The organism is Alistipes onderdonkii, from assembly GCF_025145285.1.
GTDB lineage: Bacteria > Bacteroidota > Bacteroidia > Bacteroidales > Rikenellaceae > Alistipes > Alistipes onderdonkii.
This window is the reverse complement of record NZ_CP102251.1, coordinates 2484034-2501792: the sequence shown is the minus strand read 5'-3', so window position 1 is coordinate 2501792 and position 17759 is coordinate 2484034. Positions and strand designations below refer to the sequence as shown.

The window sequence follows — 17759 nt, the reverse complement described above, 5'->3', positions numbered from 1 at the left end:
CCCGGCACCGGCCGGCCCCTGTTTCAGCGGGTCAATACCGCTCCCGACACCGCACGGTACGGACAGCGGCGACCGCCGACCCGCACGACCCGGCCACCGACCGGAATACCCAGCCCGCAAGCCCCCCCCATCCGCAGTAACAATCCCCGGCGCAAACGGCATCTTCCGCCACAGGAAACGCGCCCGGCGCTGCGGCCGGCAACAGGCAGCAAATCCCGGTGCAGCCGGTAACCCCGCACATGAAGCCGTCCGGTACAGAGCCGCCCGGCACCGCAGGCAGCCCCGGAAACCAAAGCCGGCGAACCCCGCCCCGCAAGAGCTCTTTCCGACACCGGCCGCAGGGAACCGATCCTGCCTCCGCGCACCCTTTCCATACTACAGGCGACACCCTTCCGAGGGAGCGTCTCTTCCCCGCGAAAAAGGCCGAAAACCCTTTCAGAATACACCCAAACCCGTTTCCGGCATCGCACGCCAAAAATTTCACCCACACAATCCACTCAGGGACAACACAATAAATGCCGACAAACAAGTTAACATAATATTTGGCAATAACACGCCGTTAGATAGGCGAAGAATCAAAAGTTAGAACATTAAATTTCATGACGACGCAACATGCAAGTAAAAATTTCAAAGACGCTCGAGGGCATCATCGCCCGCGCGGCGTTTAATACGACCAAGGCAGGAATCGACCACTCGTTGAAGGATTTTCTCATGCTGGAGATGCTCCGCGAAGAGGGATCACTCGCCTACCAGCTTTTATCCTCCCGCCTGAAGGACTGGGAGCTCTACCAGGTACGCCTGCGTATCGAACGCGAGGTATTGGGGTCGAGGCTGCGTGAGAAAACGGGCCCCGAAGAGTTTTACCGCGCCTTTACCGACGAGTTGTGCGCCGTATCGGGCGCCACGCGGAGCGTTTCTACGGCCCACGCGCTGCGAGCCATCGTCGGCGACCGCTCGACCGCGACATCGCGCGTACTCGAAATGTACGGCATCACGGGCGAAGTCGTATCCGAAGACATCAAGAAATTCGCCGCCGGCGACGACTTCCGCACGGAGATACAGGTACACATGCTCGACTTCGGCGAGGAAAACAAACCCGAAGAGAAAAACACATCGCACGTGCTCGACAAGTTCGGCGTAAACCTCACGCAGATGGCCCGCGAGGGCAAGATCGACCCCGTCGTGGGGCGCGAGCAGGAGATCGAGCGCGTAGTCCAGATACTCTCGCGCCGCAAGAAGAACAACCCGATCCTGATCGGCGAGGCGGGCGTAGGCAAGAGCGCCATCATCGAAGGGCTGGCACTGCGCATCGCAGGCGGCGAGGTGCCCTACACCATCGCCGACAAGACGCTCTTCTCGCTCGACGTATCGTCGCTCGTGGCGGGCACGAAGTTCCGCGGCGAATTCGAGGAGCGTATGCAGCAATTGCTCGACGAACTGCGCAAGGCCAAGGACACGATCATATTCATCGACGAGATACACACCATCGTGGGTGCCGGTTCTACGCAGGGCAGCCTCGACACGGCCAACATCCTCAAACCAGCACTCGCCCGGGGCGAACTGCAGACCATCGGCGCCACGACGCTCGACGAATACCGCGAGAACATCGAAAGCGACTCGGCGCTCGAGCGCCGGTTCCAGAAGGTCGTCGTCGAGCCCACGACACCCGAGCAGACGCTCCAGATACTGCGCAACATCGCACCCCACTACGAGCAGCACCACAAGGTGCGCTATACGGAAGAGGCGTTGCAGGCCTGCGTGGAACTCACCGGGCGCTACATCACCGACCGCTTCTTCCCGGACAAGGCGATCGACGTGCTGGACGAGGCGGGCTCGCGCATACACCTGCAATCGGCGCGCGAACCGGCCGAACTGCGCCAGATGGAGACCGCACTCGACCAAGTGCGGCGCGAACGCCGCGAGGCGGTCAAAGAACTGGTCTACGAAAAGGCCGCCTCGGCACGCCTGCGCGAAATCGCACTCCGTTCGAAACTGGGCGAAAGCCGCAACGAATGGCAGCGGTCGCTCGAAACCAACCCCGTGGAGATCACGGCCGAGCATATCCAGCAGGTCATCACCTCGATGACGGGCATCCCCGCCGAGCGCATCTCGGGCGGAGAGCTGACCCGCCTGCAAACCCTCTGCCAGCACCTTTCGCAGCGTGTCGTAGGGCAGCAGGAGGCCGTCGAAAAGATCTCGCGCACGATCCGCCGCTCGCGGGCCGGGCTCAAGGACGAGAACCGCCCGATCGGGGTATTCCTCTTCGTCGGCCCCACGGGCGTGGGCAAGACACTGCTCGCCAAGGAGGTTTCGAAATGGCTCTTCGACGAACAGCGCGGGCTGATCCGCATCGACATGAGCGAATACAGCGAGAAACACAACGTCGCCCGGCTGATCGGCTCGCCCCCGGGTTATGTCGGCTACGGCGAGGGCGGACAGCTCACCGAGGCGGTACGCCGCCAGCCCTATGCCGTGATCCTGTTCGACGAGATCGAGAAAGCGCACCCCGAGGTCTTCAACTCGATGCTGCAGATCTTCGACGAGGGGCATCTCACCGACGGTTCTGGCCGCAAGGTGGACTTCCGCAACACGATCATCATCATGACCTCGAACGTCGGGTCGCGCAACGTGGTCAAGAAATCGGTGCAGGTAGGTTACAGCACCGTGTCGAAGAGCGCCACGGCCTCCGCAATGCCCCAGTGCGAATACCGCAAGGCTCTCGAGCAGACCTTCGCCCCGGAGTTCCTGAACCGGATCGACGACATCGTATTGTTCCGCACGCTGGAACTGAGCGATGTGGAGCGTATCATCGAGCTGGAGTTGCAGGGGCTCTTCGAACGCACGCGCCGCCTGGGCTACAAGGTGAAGATCACCGACGGCGCCAAACGCCGCCTGGCGGCCATGGGCTACGAATCGCGCTACGGAGTCCGCTCGCTCAAGCGTACGCTGATGGACAATGTCGAGGAACCGCTTTCGACGCTGATCATCGACGGCAAACTCCACGAAGGCGACACGGTCGTCGTCGAATCGGACAAATCGCACGGCGTAAAACTGCGCGTGGCATGACACGCAATCTGTCTTTTGAAAAAGGCCGGAAATGAATCCGGTCTTTTTTTATGTTCGCGCCTGATTTTTTACGCCGGGATTATCATTCCGACCATTTTTTTAACTATTTTTGCACGGAATCAGCACCGTTCCACAACAAAAAAATGCGTCCGCTTTCCATAAAGGCCCTTGCGTCAGGGCTCGTCATGTTCCTGTTTCCGTATGCCGCAATATCGGCATGCACCGGATCGGCGCATGCCGACAGCCTTCTTACGCTCCTGCCGCAAACACACGATGCTGCCGGGCGGGAACGGATATACGTGCTGCTGGCCGACCTGAGCGGCGACAGCCTCGAACTGGCCGCACCCTATTGGGAAGCGGCACTCGCCGAAGCACACAAGGCCGGGGATACCTACGGATGCAAAGATGCGCTGGACTTTCTGGTTCGTAAATTCGCCGACCGCGACACCCGGCGGGCCGAGAAATACATCGCCCTCTCGGACAGCATCCTCCCGGGTTCCCGCCACGCCCTGTTCCGTTCGTCGCTTTACGCGTACTACCTCTGGAAACAGATGAACGACAACAATTCGATCGAAACGGTAACGCGTGCGCTGGAAGAACTCAAAGGCAAAAACCGCGATCAGCTCACACCCGAGGAGCGCATCGAATGGGAATTCCTGACAGGCCTCGCCATCGACTTTTCGTCGATCTCGACCGAAGCCTACGGCAACATCCCCAAGGCGATCCCCTATGTGGAGCAGGCACTGGAGAAACTCGGGAAATACCCGCTCGAAGAGCGGCTCCACCTGGAAAAGATTTGCCACGACGAGCTCTCCGACCTCTATATGCTCTGCAAAGACAAGCGCGCCGAAGAGCAGATCGGGCAATGCATCGACCTGCATCGCAAATGGCTGGCGATGGACGACCGTTTCGAACGGCCTCACCGCGACACGACGGGCTACATGATGCGCGCCTACGCCAAAATGGTTTACCTGCGCGACCTGATCCCGGAAGAAAAGGTAAGCGATTATTACCAAAAATGCATGGAGCTGGCCCGCGCCAAATGCGACACGGCCGAAATATACAGCACAAGTGCCCGCTATTACCAGTATATGGGCGACAATGAACGGGCCGTGGCTTATATCGACTCGACCATAACCGCCTATAAACGCGCAGGTATAAAAGCGGATTTCGCGCCTATCTATGCCACGCAATCCTACCTGTACGAGGCAATGGGGGAATATAAAAAAGCCCTCGGAGCGGTGCGGGAAGCCAACAACATCCGTTTCAACAAGCGGGTAGAAGAGGCGCAAAGCAGCCTTGCCGAAATGCAGACCTTGTTCGACGTCGACCAATTGGAATTCGAAAAGTCCCGGCTGACCGGCCGCATACGATTCATCGCCCTGCTTGCCGGCGGCATCCTGGTGTTGCTGCTCATCGGCTGGAGTATCTACCAGTACGCCATGGTTCAACGGCTGAAGCAGATCAGGCGGCAGTTGATCGACGCCAACAAAGAGATAACCCGCCAAAGCCGCCGCGCCATGGAGAGCGAAAAGATGAAAACAGCCTTCATCAACTCGATGTGCCACGAAATCCGCACGCCGCTCAACGCCATCAACGGGTTCTCGGATCTACTGCTCGAAGGCGACCACGACCACAATACGCGGCGCGAATTCCGCGAACAGATATGGGCCAGCACGACCGCGCTGACCACCCTGCTGGAGAACATGCTCGAACTGTCGCGGCTCGTCAGCTCCGAAGAGCCCCTGCCGCTCGCCGAAACCGATCTCGGCCTGCTGTGTGCCGAGCGGCTGCAAATCCAGCGTGAACTTTCCCAAAACCCGTCGGTAGAGTACATCCTCAAGGGGGGGGGTCGCGGCACCTGCGTCATCCCGACCAATGAAACCTACATGACGCGCGTAATCGACAACCTGTTGCAGAACGCCGCCAAATTCACCGCAACGGGTTCCATCACGGTCTGCTGCGAAAAGGACGACCGTGAACGTCGGTTCCATATCCTCGTGGCCGATACCGGCATAGGCATCGCCCCGGACAAGCAGGAATGGGTGTTCGACCGCTTCACCAAGGTAGATTCTTTCAAACCCGGGTCGGGCATCGGCCTGTACCTCTGCCGCCTGATCGTCACACGGCTCGGGGGCGCAATCCGCGTATGCCCCGACTACCGCGCGGGCTGCTGCATCGAAATCACGCTTCCATACTGATCCCAGGCATGGAATCCGCCCCGAAACGGGCGGATTTTTCATCCCGGGACAGCCCGAGGATTGCAATCCGGACATAAATAGCTATCTTTGCACCCTAATCCGGAAAACCGAATGTACAGTTTCTCGAAATACAAAGACCAGTACAAGTCCAACCTGCGGCTGGCGCTGCCCGTCGTACTGACGCAATTGGGACAGATCCTCACGCAGGTGGCCGACAACCTGATGGTAGGCCGCTACGGCGGCGACGACCCCGTGCCGCTGGCCGCCGTATCGTTCGGCGGGGCGGTGTTCTTCATCCTTTTCATCGCCGCCATCGGCATCGCGCTGGGCATGACGCCCCTCGTGGGGGAACTCTACGCGCAGGGCGACCGCGAGAAGTCGGCCGGGCTGCTGCAAAACGGCATCCTGTTCTACACGCTGCTCGGGTTCGCGATGGCCGCCGTACAATATGCCGTCATCCCGCTCATGTACCACCTCGGCCAGCCCGTCGAGGTCGTCGACATGGCCATTCCCTACTACAAGATGCTGGTATTCAGCATGCCGTTCGTCATGCTCTTCTTCGCCTTCAAGCAATTCCTCGAAGGCGTGGGCAACACCAAGGTCGAGATGGTCGTGACGATCATCGCCAACCTGGCCAACATCGGCTTCAACGCGGTGTTCATCTACGGCCGCTTCGGCCTTCCCGAGATGGGTGCCGAAGGCGCCGGGCTGGGTACGCTGCTCTCACGCATCATCGCCCCGATCCTGATGATCGGCTACTTCTACAACCGCCACAAATACCGCGGCTACCTCGACGGGTTCTCGCCCCGCAACTATTCGTGGGCCACGGTGAAGAACCTGCTGCACATGGGGCTTCCGATCTCGATGCAGATGTTCCTCGAAGCCTCGGCGTTCGTCGGCACGGGGATCATGATGGGCTGGTTCGGCAAGGAGACCATGAGCGCCAACCAGATCGCCGTCACGATCGGCAACTGCGCCTTCATGATCGTCATGTCGATCGGTGCGGCCACCACCATCCGCGTGTCGCACTGCTACGGTGCCCGCAACATCGGGGAGCTGTCGCTGGCGGCCAAGGCGTCGTACCACCTGGTACTGGCCTGGAACGCTTTTGCAGCGCTGGTCTTCATCACCATGCGCAACATCATCCCGACGTTCTTCTCGACCAACCCCGAGGTGATCGCCATCGCTTCGCAACTGCTGGTCTTCGCGGCGCTCTACCAGCTTTCGGACGGCATCCAGAATGTTTCGGTGGGTATTCTGCGCGGCATACAGGACGTGAAGATCATCATGCCGATCGCCTTCGTATCCTACTGGCTGCTGAACCTGCCGGTGGGTTACCTGTTCGGCTTCACGCTCGGCATGGGGCCGACGGGGCTTTTCCTCGGCTTCTCGTTCGGCCTGTCGGCCGCGGCCGTGATGATGATCGTCCGCATCCGGCGCAGCGTCCGCAAGCTCCGCCTGGGCAATTGAGGCAACGATTTAGGCACAGTGACCGCCGGTTAAAAAAAATTTCGTATCTTTACGCAAATTATGCCCACAAATGGACACCGAAAAACAATATACGAAAAAGTGTAAACCCGAAGTCGGCCGCGGATGCAGTTTCTGCGATTGCGGCGCAGAGTGCGAGGCGAAACTCTGCGACGGGTGTTTCAAGCTCCACGAAACGGCGTGGCTCGAGGAGTACCCCGAGAATATCCCGACCGACATCGTGGAGGTGCGGTTCAAGAACACGCGCCGCTCGTTCTACCAGAACGCCAACAACCTGCAGCTCAAGCGGGGCGACATCGTGGCGGTCGAGGCATCGCCCGGACACGACATCGGCGTCGTTTCGCTCACGGGCGACCTGGTAGCACGCCAGATGCGCCGCACGGGATTCAACCCCTACAACGGCGAGTTCAAGAAGGTTTACCGCAAGGCCAAACCCTACGACATCGAGAAATGGCAGGAGGCCATTGCCCTCGAACACGAGACGATGATCGCTTCGCGCCAGATTGCCGCCGACATGGGACTCAACATGAAGATCGGCGACGTGGAGTACCAGGGGGACAAGATCAAGGCTATTTTCTACTATATCGCCGACGAGCGTGTCGATTTTCGCGAACTGATCAAGGTCTTCGCCGAGCGGTTCCACATCCGCATCGAAATGAAGCAGATCGGCGCACGCCAGGAAGCCGGGCGCATCGGCGGGCTGGGTGCCTGCGGGCGCGAGCTGTGCTGCGCATCGTGGATGTCGAGCTTCTCGAGCGTCACGACGGGTGCCGCCCGTGCACAGGAGATTTCGCTCAATCCCCAGAAACTGGCCGGGCAGTGCTCGAAGCTCAAATGCTGCATGATGTACGAATACGACACCTATGTCGACGCCCGCAAGGAGTTCCCGCGCCTGCGTGAGCCGTTGCAGGCCATCGACGGCGAATATTTCCTCGTCAAAAGCGACATCCTCGCCGGCACGATGACCTTCTCGTCAAGCAAGGATGCGATGGTCAATGTCACTACGCTGCCCGTGTCGCGCGTGCGCGAAATCATGGCGCTGAACCGTGCGGGCAAGAAGGTCGACCAGCTGCAGCACGCCGACGACATCCGCCCGATAGCCGAGGAGCCGACCTACCGCTCCGAAGAGGACAGCATCACCCGTTTCGACTCGGCCAAACGGCGCAACAAGCGCGGCCGCAACCGGGGCAAACAGAACGGGCAGGAGGGGCAGAACGGACAACCTTCCCAGGAAACAGGACAGGAGCGCCGCCAGGCTCAGCCGGGGCAGCAGCCCCAGCAGGAGCGCCCCGAACGCCGCCAGCGGCGCAGCGACCGTTCCCGCAACGGGGAGAACCGTAACGGGGAAGGCCGCAGCAACGAGAACCGGAACAACGGGGAGGGCCGCAACGGCGGTGACCGCCGCAACGGGAACCGCAATGAGGCAGCTCCCCGCAACAATGGCAACGGCAACAACGGAGGCAACAACGGCGCAGAGGGCAATACAAATGGCGGGGAACGCCGCGAAGGTGGCAACAGGCGAAACAACCGCAACCGCCGCCGTCCGGGAGGCGAACGCCGCGAAGGGGGCAGCGACAACGGCAGCGGAAGCAACGGGGGTTCAAACGAATAGACGGTGATACGGGCACGTGACATAGCGGCACGTCGCGCAGCAGCCGGAACGCTTCGGCAGACGGCCGGCATTCCGGGAAGCACAGCCACGCAGGCCGGAGCAATGCAGCCCTGTACGACACAACCCTGCGCAACACAACCCGGCACAACGTGGTTCCATACGCCGAGGTCGGGCAGGGCAGCGTCCGGCACAACCGCATACCGGGATCGGACGGGCAGCGCATTCCGGAAAGTCCGTCGGGCAGTACTCCTTTCCACCGCGGCCTTTGCCGCAGGCTGCGTGTCACCCCACGGAGCCGCGGTGACCGATGTGAATGCCTCGGGCTGGGACGCCCCCGCCGCCATCGTCTTCACCAACACAGATACGACGACGCTGCGTGACATGGATTTGTTCCTGCGCTACGACGACCGCATGGACGAAGACACGCTGACGGTACGCATAGCAGTCGTCACACCCGATTCGCTCCGGCACGAAGAGGCTTTCCGGCTCACACTCCCGGCCGCGCACACTCCGGCCGCCCTGTCGCGCGAGGCCGACCTCCCCTATCGCCGCCGCATCCGCTTCGCCCGCACGGGCGACTACTGCATAACCGTCACACCCGGCCGCCCGGTGAAGGGCGTCGAGGCCGTCGGCATAAATATCGTAAAAAGCGAATAAGAGACAACAATGGGCAAGGACAAGCTCCGCAAGTTCCGCGAGAACCTGACTTTCGACTGTTTCATACAACCCGAATTCGACGAGGTATTCCGTTGCGACCACCCGCTCAAGGGGCATTGGCGCAGCGACTTTTTCCATAACGACAACCCGATCGTACTCGAATTGGGCTGCGGCAAGGGCGAATATACCGTAGCGCTGGCCGAGCGCGACCCGTCGCGCAATTTCATCGGCATCGACATCAAGGGTGCACGCATGTGGCGGGGCGCTAAGACCGCCACCGACCGCAAGATGCCCAACGTGGGGTTCCTGCGCACGCGCATCGAGTTTATCAACGGCCTGTTCGCCGAGGGCGAGGTCGACGAGATATGGATCACCTTCCCCGACCCGCAACTCAAGAGCCGCCGGGCGAAGAAACGCCTCACCTCGCCGCTTTTCCTCGGATATTACGCCCGCATACTGTCCCCGGGCGGTTGGATCAACCTCAAGACCGATTCGAAACATCTTTTCGGCTATACGAACGAGGTGGTGCGCCGCTACGGCCTGCCGTGCGAAGTCTCGAACGCCGACATCTACGGCACGGGCTACGCCGACGAGGTACTGTCGGTCAAGACCGCCTACGAAAAACGGTTCCTCGAAATGGGGCTCCCGATCACCTATACCCGTTTTTCGCTCGCCGGGCGCCACGAATTCCCGTGGTTCGACTGGGAAGAGGACGAGAAGGCGGAGAAGGACAACGAAGAGGCACGGCAGGGTTAGTACGCCGGCCGGAAAAGCATAGCTCCGGCCGCAACGCCCGTAAGGAATAGGTAAGGTTCGACACCTCACCCCATACCCGGGGCTCTTTACGCACCCCGCATTTTTTGCCGCGTAGGGTCATTTGCCCGATCCACCCCGTGCCCGGGGCTGGTTACGCGCCCAGCAGTTTTGCCCGGGTAGAGCCATTTGCCCGATCCACCCACTCCCTCTGCGGGGATTTCCATATCCGGGCCCCGGTTACCGCAACCCGCTAATCCTCCGTCCTCCTGCTGCCCCCAGCCGCACCCCTGGCTCCACACCACAGCCTCCGCCCACCCCGGCTTCGTCCACCCTCCCCGCACTTCCGCACGGCCCCCGCCTATGGATCCGGCACCGCCCACCCTCCAGGCCGTCATACGGTCACGCCCCCATCCGCCTCCGGCTTCCATTTCTCCCATACCTTCGCGGCCTCCTCCCTGCGACGCCCCCGGATCAGGCCCTCCACGTTCCAGTCCCCGCCCGCCCCGGCTCTTCCGACGCCTCGTCCCGACCCAGTGCTGCATACTCCGCAATCAAATGCTTATCTTATAAACATAGGTACGATCCCCTCCCGCATCATTCTACTAATTTTTTAGAAGAAAAATTTGCATATCTAAAAATTTAGTAGTAAACTTGCAACAGGAACTAAAAAAGCGCTTTTTGATATGGATAAGAAATTAACGGAACTCACACGCGGCGAAGAGGAGATCATGCAGATACTCTGGAGGCTGGGCGATGCGGTGGTCAACGAAATCATCGCCCAGACAAAAGAACCCCGCCCGAAATACACCACGGTCGCAACCTTCCTCAAAATCCTCGAAAACAAAGGTTTCGTCAACCACACGCCCGAGGGCAAAAGCCACCGCTACTATCCGGCCGTAAGCCGCGAAGAGTACGCACGCGGGGTCATGTCGTCGGTACTGTCGTCCTATTTCGACGGCTCGCTGGCACAGATGGTTTCGTTCTTCTCGCGCCATGAGGACATCTCGGTCACGGAGATGGAGGAGATTCTCCAAATCATGCAGAACGCCCGCAAATAATCGCCCGCTCCGCCCCAAGCCCTTACGACCATGAAAACGCTGGCCATATATGCCCTCGAAGTCCTCGCATGCAGCGGCGTGCTGTTAGCGGCCTACACCATCCTGCTCGACCGCAGGGTGAAATTCCGCTGGTGCCGCCTGTACCTGCTTGCCTCGACGGCCGCAGCCGCACTGATCCCCCTGCTACGCATCCCCGTATGGCCGGGGCAGGTCATCGTGGCGACCCCGACCGTAACTGCGCCCGACCTCGCTGACTGGACGGCCGAAGTGCTGCCCGACGCCGAGGCGCACGCCATCACGCCCGGGCATCTGTGCCTGGGGCTTTACCTGGCAGGTGCAACCCTGATTCTCGGCATCATGTTGTGGCAGATATTCCGTATCCGGCGCCTGCGGCGCGGCGCGGAGGTCACCCGCACGGGCAAATACAGGATCGTGCGCACGCGGCAGGAGATCGCTTCGTTCTCGTTCTTCCGCACAATCTACATATGGGCCGCAACCCCCGCCGCGGAAATGGGGGCGATCCTGGCCCACGAATCGAGCCACATAGCCCACCGCCACTCCCTCGAGCGGATCGTCATGGAAACCATGAAAGCCGCCCTGTGGTGGAACCCCTTCGTATGGATAGCTGCACGGCGGCTGACCGAGGCCGAGGAATTCGAGGCCGACAGCGACGTGCTCACGAGCGGCTACGACAGGGCCGAATACATGCAAACGATCTTCAAGCAGCTTTTCGGTTATAGTCCGGAAATAGCCAACGGGCTGCGTAACTCACTTACTAAAAAACGCTTTAAAATGATGACTACGCAGACAAAAGGCAGGCACAGCCTGCTCCGGCTGGCAGGTACGCTGCCTGCCCTGATAGGGCTCCTGTGCGCATTTTCGTTCACTACGCGCGCCGCAGTGATCGTCGCCCCGACAGCCGGCACAGGTATAGGAACCGCTCCCGGGCTGGAAACACAGAATGCCGGAGATGAAAAAAAGGACAAGACACGCAGCGTGTCGATAGAGGTTCGGAGCAAGGACAAAGGGGCGCTCTCCGGGGCCATCGTACAGGTCATAGGCACGACGCAGGGCACCGTGACCGATACGGACGGGCATGCCGAGATCGCCGTCCCGGGCGGCAGCAAACTCATGATAAGCTATCCCGGCTACGAACCGGCGACGGTCGATACGAAGCAGCATAGCCAAAAGGAGGCCACCGTCGTCGTGTTGCTCCGAACTGAAAACAGGGCCGCAAGCTCGTCGAACCAAGGAGCGGCAACCACCGAAAAACAGGTCGCCGTAACGGTACTTAAGGACGGCGAACCCCTGCCCGGAGCAGTGATAACGATAAAGGATACGCAAAAGGGCGTTGTCACCGATAAATCGGGACATGCGGAAATCTCCGCCCCGCAGGGATCAATACTCACCGTCACCTACGTCGGTTGCAAACCCTACCTGCTGGAGGTCGGAGAGGCAGCCCGTCAGTTTGCCGGGATCCCGCTGGAATCCGAAACCCCGGGGACACCGGTGCTTTCGGCCGAGATCGGCAACCCGCTCTGGGTGGTCGACGGGATCGAGGTGGCCCCCGATTTCATAAACAAGCTCGATCCGAACCGCATAGAAAACATAACGATTCTCAAAGACCAAGCCTCCGTAGCGACCTACGGGCAACGAGCCCGCAACGGCGTGGTAATCATAACGACCAAAGGATACAGCCCCGCACCGGCCGCATCGGAGCAGAGGGGCATGACCATGACCGGCAGCTTTGCGCAAGATAACGAGCAGCCCTTCCTGATCGCAGAAACGATGCCCTCGTTCCGGGGCGGCGACCTCAACACCTTCCGCGCATGGGTGCAGGAAAATGTGAAATATCCGGCCGAAGCCGTCAAAAACAATATCCAGGGGCGCGTCATATTGTCGTTCGTCGTCGAAAAGGATGGTTCGGTAAGCAATATGCAGATACTCCAGACACCCGACCGATCGCTCTCGGCTGAGGCGCTGCGCGTAATCGAAGCATCGCCCAAATGGACACCCGGCGAACAACGGGGGCAGAAGGTGCGCGTGAAATACACCCTGCCCGTAGATTTCAGAATGGGAGCCACGGCACAGGCCGAACTGCAGGACGGCAGCATCCGCGAAACCGGCGAGAAGGAGGACGACCAGCCGTTCCTGATCGCAGAAACCATGCCCTTGTTCCCGATGCAGGAGGGCGACAACCCCGGATACGGCGACCTGAACACCTTCCGTACGTGGGTGCAGGCGAATGTGAAATACCCGGCCGAGGCATTCAGGAACGGGGAGCAGGGACGTGTCGTACTGTCGTTCGTCGTCGAAAAGGACGGCTCGGTAAGCAATATCCAGATACTTCAGACGCCGGGCAAGGCATTCTCGGAAGAGACGCGGCGCGTCGTCGCAGCTTCGCCCAAATGGAAACCGGGCGAACAGCGCGGCGAAAAGGTGCGTGTGAGATATACGCTGCCCGTTGATTTCAGAATAACTGCTACGGCACAGGACACTAAGACCAGTGAAAACAAAGGTTCCGGGGAGGAGCCGTTCCTGGTGGTGGATACCCCGCCGCAATTCAACGGCGGCGACATCGGCGAGTTTCGCCGGTGGGTACAAATGAACGTGAAATACCCGGCGGAAGCCCTCGGCAAAAACATTTACGGGAAAGTCCTGGTCACGTTCGTCATCGAGAAGGACGGCTCGGTGGGCAACGCCGAAATATTCAAATCGCCCGATAAATCCCTTGCGGACGAGGTACTGCGCGTCATCGGCAAATCCCCGAAATGGACGCCCGGCAAACAGCGCGGAGAGGCCGTACGCGTAAAATTCGGCATGCCGGTAGACTTCGCTGTCCAGACATCCGAAGGCATCCTCCACGACAAGGACACCGCACAGCGGGAAGGTGACATGGAAGAGATTTTAGTAGTCGGCTATGGCACCCAAAAAAAGTAGGCTTTCCGAAGCATCGCACCAACCATAAGCAGCAAACGGTGTCCACCCCGAGTTCAGTGGACGCCGTTTGTATTTAATACGGGGCGGAACCGGAGCCGTTTGCCGCCGGGCGGCGCAGCAATTCTCCGAAACAGCATCACCCGTGCAGGCAGGGCGTAATTCCCGGCCCCCGTTCACCGGACAATGGCATGCCTTCCGGTGGGGCCGCACCGGGCGCGCTGCACAAAAACGGCTACTCCTTCCCGAGCAGCGCCATGACCCGCCGGGCGAGTTGCGTGTTGTCCATTATTCCAGCAATATGCCCCGCACCCGTACCATAAAGGTAAACGGGGACGTAGGTCGCCGTGTGGCTTTTGGATCCGAAAACATATCGGATACCGCTCTCGGAGCGGGTAAAATCACCGTCGCAGCTCGGGATGGCGAGCCCCCCGGTTTCATGGTCGGCCGTCACTACGACCAGCGTCCCCGGCGTGCGGTCGGCAAAGTCCATCGCCGCAGCCACGGCACGCTCGAAATCGCGCATTTCGGCCAGTATCTTCTCCGCATCGTTACCGTGCGACGCACCGTCGATAAGCGAGCCCTCGACCATCAGCACAAAGCCGCGGCCGACGGAATCGGCATTATGGGCGAGTATTTCCAGTGCCTTCTGCGTGGCGCAGCGCAGGTAATCTTCGCGCCGGATCGTCTTCGGGATATTTTCATCGGTCACGGCACACAGCAATCGTCCCGCACGAACGGGCTCCGCCTCTTCGAGCGAACCGGCGACCGCATAGCCGCGGCGGCCGAACGCATCACGATACGAACCGCCCTCGGGGGACTCCTTTTCGAGCCGCCTGCCGGCACCTATGAGCACGTCGATATTGCTCGCCAGCAGGTCGCGCGTAATGGCCTTTTCGTCGCCCCGATCCGGGACATGCGCGTAAAATGCAGCAGGGGTGGCATGCTGGAGATGGCATTTCACGGCAATCCCCGCAGGCATCCCTTCGGCCACCGCCCACTCGATGAGCGACTGCAGACGCCCGCCCCGGGGATCCAGCCCCAACGTACCGTTATTCGTCTTGCTCCCGCATGCCAGCGCCGTCCCCGCAGCCGCGGAATCCGTCACCCGGTTGTTGGCCGAATAGGTCGAGATCAGGGCAATACCCTGTGCCCGGTCGAAAGCCGTCGGGGCATAGCCGCCTTCGACGGCGAGCATCGAAACATGCGCCAGGCCCATGCCGTCGCCGATCATATAAATCACATTGCGGACACTGTCGACGGGTTCCGCAGCCGCTGCGCGGCCTGCACCGAGCAGGCACAACGCCAGAAACAAAAATGCTTTCTTCATATCCTCGTGCAAAGATAACAGGAATCTGCCAACTTTTTACTACATTTACACCACTTTAACCACCTTGCAACATGGATGTAAAGATCGCCCCCGACTGGAAAGAGCTGCTCTCTCCCGAATTCGAGAAACCTTATTTCGCCGCCCTTACGCAATTCGTACGGCAGGAATATGCCACGCACCGCATCTACCCGCGCGGCAGCAATATCTTCCGGGCCTTCGACAAATGCCCCTTCGACAAACTGAAAGTCGTCATCATCGGCCAGGATCCCTACCACGGCCCCGGACAGGCCAACGGGCTCTGCTTCTCGGTAGGCGACGGCGTGCCGTTCCCGCCCTCGTTGCAAAACATCTTCAAGGAGGTTTCCGACGACACCGGGACACCCATCCCCCCGACGGGCAACCTCGACCGCTGGGCCGAGCAGGGGGTACTGCTCCTGAACGCCGTGCTGACCGTCCGCGCCCACGAGGCAGCCTCGCACGCCGGGCATGGGTGGGAAACCTTCACCGACGCCGTGGTACGCGCCATCGCCCAGCGCAAGCAGGGTATCGTCTACATGCTCTGGGGCAGCTATGCACAGAAAAAAGGCGCCATCGCCGACCCGCAGCGCAACTGCATACTCAAGGCTGTGCATCCCTCGCCGCTGTCGGTCTACCGCGGGTTCTTCGGCTGCCGCCATTTCTCGCGCGCCAACGAATACCTCCTCAGCGTGGGGCAGGAACCCATCGTGTGGTAAATCCGGGATAGCCCCGCGCCCACAAACCGAAACGATGGCTACAAAAGAGATACGCACCGATTCCCTGCGGGCATGGCTGCTTGCGGCACGTCCCAAGACACTGACCGGAGCCGCCGTCCCGGTGATGCTGGGCTGCGGCCTTGCGGCGGCGGACGGCGGGTTCGTCCTTTTGCCCGCGGTACTCTGCTTCGCATTCGCCTTGCTGATGCAGATCGACGCCAACCTGATAAACGACCTGTGGGATTACCTGAAAGGCTCCGACGGAGAAGACCGCCTCGGGCCTGAACGCGCCTGCGCCCAGGGGTGGATCGCCCCGAAGTCCATGCGGCTGGGCATCGCCGCAACCACACTCGCCGCCTGCGCCGCGGGCTGCGGGCTCATCGCCTACGGGGGCTGGTGGCTCATCGCCGTCGGCGCCGCCTGCGTCCTCTTCGCATTCCTCTACACGGCCGGGCCTTACCCGCTGGCCTACCACGGCTGGGGCGACATGCTCGTATTGCTTTTCTTCGGATTCGTCCCCGTCGGCTGCACGTACTACGTCCTCTGCGGCGGCTGGACATGGCAGGTGGCGGTCATCGCGGCAGCCTGCGGCCTGGTGATCGACACACTGCTGATGGTCAACAACTACCGTGACCGCGAGCAGGATGCCCGCAGCGGCAAACGGACGCTCGTCGTCCGCCTGGGCGAACGGGCAGGACAACGGCTCTACCTGCTGTCGGGATTCGCGGCCGCAGCGCTCTGCCTCGGGCTTTGGGGCGACGGGCGGACATGGGCGGCACTCCTGCCGCTGCTCTACCTGCCGCCGCATGTCGCTGCATGGCGCCGCATGGTACGGATCGGCCGCGGCCGCGAACTGAACGCCGTCCTGGGCGCCACGTCACGCAATATCCTGTTGTTCGGCCTGCTGCTCACGCTCGGATTGTTGCTGTAAAGGGAAGCGAAAGGCACAAAAAAAATCCCGGACTAACTGATTTAGTCCGGGATTTTACGATCACAATACCGTTTACCCAAGATAGGATTTCAGCAGTTTCGACCGCGACGAGTGGCGCAGGCGGCGGATCGCCTTCTCCTTGATCTGGCGCACGCGTTCGCGCGTCAGGTCGAATTTCTCGCCGATCTCCTCGAGGGTCATCTCCGACGTCCCGATACCGAAGAAATACTTGATGATGTCGCGCTCACGTTCCGTAAGGGTCTCGAGCGCACGGTCGACCTCGGTCGAAAGCGACTCGTTGATCAGCCCCCTGTCGGCATTGGGCGAATCGGGGTTCACCAGCACGTCGAGCAGCGAGTTGTCCTCGCCGTCGGCGAACGGAGCATCGACCGAGACGTGGCGGCCGGCGACACGCAGCGTGTCGGTGACCTTCTCCTTGGGGAGTTCCAGCTCCGTGGCCAGTTCCTCGGGCGACGGGGTGCGCTCATGCTCCTGCTCGAAGCGGGCGAACGCCTTGTTGATCTTGTTGAGCGACCCCACCTGGTTGAGCGGCAGGCGCACGATGCGCGACTGCTCGGCCAGAGCCTGGAGGATCGACTGGCGAATCCACCATACGGCATACGAGATGAATTTGAAACCGCGGGTTTCGTCGAATTTCTCGGCAGCCTTGATAAGCCCCAGGTTGCCCTCGTTGATCAGGTCGGGAAGGCTCAGTCCCTGGTTCTGGTATTGTTTGGCTACGGAGACCACGAAGCGCAGGTTGGCTTTGGTCAGTTTCTCCAGGGCTTCCTGGTCTCCCTTCTTAATCCGTTGGGCGAGTTCCACCTCCTCTTCGACCGTGATGAGCTCCTCCTTGCCGATCTCCTGCAAGTACTTGTCCAGCGAAGCGCTCTCGCGGTTGGTGATGGACTTGGTAATCTTTAATTGACGCATGTTCTTATTTAACCTCCTAAAAAATTATCTTCTCAAGCAAAACCCACCCGGGTCGT

12 protein-coding genes are annotated in these 17759 nt (G+C 60.6%); 10 read left to right on the top strand and 2 right to left on the bottom strand.

Features of this window, described 5'->3' with window-relative positions; translation table 11 throughout:
• Positions 1–612 precede the first annotated feature (612 nt).
• The 8 genes from NQ559_RS10145 (at position 613) to NQ559_RS10110 (ending at position 13778) form a co-directional block, all read left to right on the top strand.
• Complete coding sequence (locus NQ559_RS10145; protein WP_018694827.1) at positions 613–3066, top strand: ATP-dependent Clp protease ATP-binding subunit; 2454 nt, start codon at positions 613–615, stop codon at positions 3064–3066.
• Positions 3067–3209: 143 nt separating this feature from the next.
• The gene (locus tag NQ559_RS10140; RefSeq protein ID WP_026318183.1) at positions 3210–5267 is read left to right on the top strand and encodes an ATP-binding protein; all 2058 of its coding nucleotides are present in this window, start codon (positions 3210–3212) and stop codon (positions 5265–5267) included.
• Positions 5268–5378: 111 nt separating this feature from the next.
• On the top strand, positions 5379–6737 hold the full coding sequence (locus NQ559_RS10135) for an MATE family efflux transporter (RefSeq protein ID WP_018694825.1): 1359 nt from the start codon (positions 5379–5381) through the stop codon (positions 6735–6737).
• A 70-nt stretch (positions 6738–6807) separates the two neighbouring features.
• Entirely contained in the window at positions 6808–8367 is a 1560-nt protein-coding gene (locus tag NQ559_RS10130) for a PSP1 domain-containing protein (protein ID WP_018694824.1), read from the top strand.
• Positions 8368–8370: 3 nt separating this feature from the next.
• Entirely contained in the window at positions 8371–9024 is a 654-nt protein-coding gene (locus NQ559_RS10125) for a gliding motility lipoprotein GldH (protein ID WP_244061873.1), read from the top strand.
• A gap of 9 nt (positions 9025–9033) precedes the next feature.
• Positions 9034–9780 carry a tRNA (guanosine(46)-N7)-methyltransferase TrmB gene (trmB, locus tag NQ559_RS10120; RefSeq protein WP_018694822.1) on the top strand — a complete coding sequence of 249 codons (747 nt, stop codon included), beginning with the start codon at positions 9034–9036 and terminating at the stop codon, positions 9778–9780.
• A gap of 683 nt (positions 9781–10463) precedes the next feature.
• Positions 10464–10838, top strand: coding sequence for a BlaI/MecI/CopY family transcriptional regulator (locus NQ559_RS10115; RefSeq protein WP_018694820.1), 375 nt, complete (start codon positions 10464–10466; stop codon positions 10836–10838).
• A gap of 30 nt (positions 10839–10868) precedes the next feature.
• On the top strand, positions 10869–13778 hold the full coding sequence (locus NQ559_RS10110; RefSeq protein ID WP_018694819.1) for a M56 family metallopeptidase: 2910 nt from the start codon (positions 10869–10871) through the stop codon (positions 13776–13778).
• 232 nt (positions 13779–14010) lie between these two features.
• Here NQ559_RS10110 and NQ559_RS10105 read toward each other — a convergent pair whose 3' ends face one another.
• Positions 14011–15105 (bottom strand): alkaline phosphatase, encoded by a 1095-nt coding sequence (locus tag NQ559_RS10105; RefSeq protein ID WP_018694818.1) that lies wholly within the window; start codon positions 15103–15105, stop codon positions 14011–14013.
• A 71-nt stretch (positions 15106–15176) separates the two neighbouring features.
• Between NQ559_RS10105 and ung the strand changes: the two genes are divergently transcribed.
• Positions 15177–15839 (top strand): uracil-DNA glycosylase, encoded by a 663-nt coding sequence (gene ung / locus NQ559_RS10100; RefSeq protein ID WP_018694817.1) that lies wholly within the window; start codon positions 15177–15179, stop codon positions 15837–15839.
• Positions 15840–15873: 34 nt separating this feature from the next.
• The gene (locus NQ559_RS10095; RefSeq protein WP_018694816.1) at positions 15874–16770 is read left to right on the top strand and encodes a 1,4-dihydroxy-2-naphthoate polyprenyltransferase; all 897 of its coding nucleotides are present in this window, start codon (positions 15874–15876) and stop codon (positions 16768–16770) included.
• A gap of 72 nt (positions 16771–16842) precedes the next feature.
• Here the strand turns inward: NQ559_RS10095 and NQ559_RS10090 are convergent, their stop codons facing one another.
• The gene (locus NQ559_RS10090; RefSeq protein ID WP_010266169.1) at positions 16843–17703 is read right to left on the bottom strand and encodes a sigma-70 family RNA polymerase sigma factor; all 861 of its coding nucleotides are present in this window, start codon (positions 17701–17703) and stop codon (positions 16843–16845) included.
• Positions 17704–17759: the final 56 nt, after the last annotated feature.

Coding starts and splice junctions, on each gene's coding strand:
- NQ559_RS10145 (WP_018694827.1), top strand. CDS start 613: ATGCAAGTAAAAATTTCAAAGACGCTCGAGGGCATCATCGCCCGCGCG.
- NQ559_RS10140 (WP_026318183.1), top strand. CDS start 3,210: ATGCGTCCGCTTTCCATAAAGGCCCTTGCGTCAGGGCTCGTCATGTTC.
- NQ559_RS10135 (WP_018694825.1), top strand. CDS start 5,379: ATGTACAGTTTCTCGAAATACAAAGACCAGTACAAGTCCAACCTGCGG.
- NQ559_RS10130 (WP_018694824.1), top strand. CDS start 6,808: ATGGACACCGAAAAACAATATACGAAAAAGTGTAAACCCGAAGTCGGC.
- trmB (WP_018694822.1), top strand. CDS start 9,034: ATGGGCAAGGACAAGCTCCGCAAGTTCCGCGAGAACCTGACTTTCGAC.
- NQ559_RS10115 (WP_018694820.1), top strand. CDS start 10,464: ATGGATAAGAAATTAACGGAACTCACACGCGGCGAAGAGGAGATCATG.
- NQ559_RS10110 (WP_018694819.1), top strand. CDS start 10,869: ATGAAAACGCTGGCCATATATGCCCTCGAAGTCCTCGCATGCAGCGGC.
- NQ559_RS10105 (WP_018694818.1), bottom strand. CDS start 15,105: ATGAAGAAAGCATTTTTGTTTCTGGCGTTGTGCCTGCTCGGTGCAGGC.
- ung (WP_018694817.1), top strand. CDS start 15,177: ATGGATGTAAAGATCGCCCCCGACTGGAAAGAGCTGCTCTCTCCCGAA.
- NQ559_RS10095 (WP_018694816.1), top strand. CDS start 15,874: ATGGCTACAAAAGAGATACGCACCGATTCCCTGCGGGCATGGCTGCTT.
- NQ559_RS10090 (WP_010266169.1), bottom strand. CDS start 17,703: ATGCGTCAATTAAAGATTACCAAGTCCATCACCAACCGCGAGAGCGCT.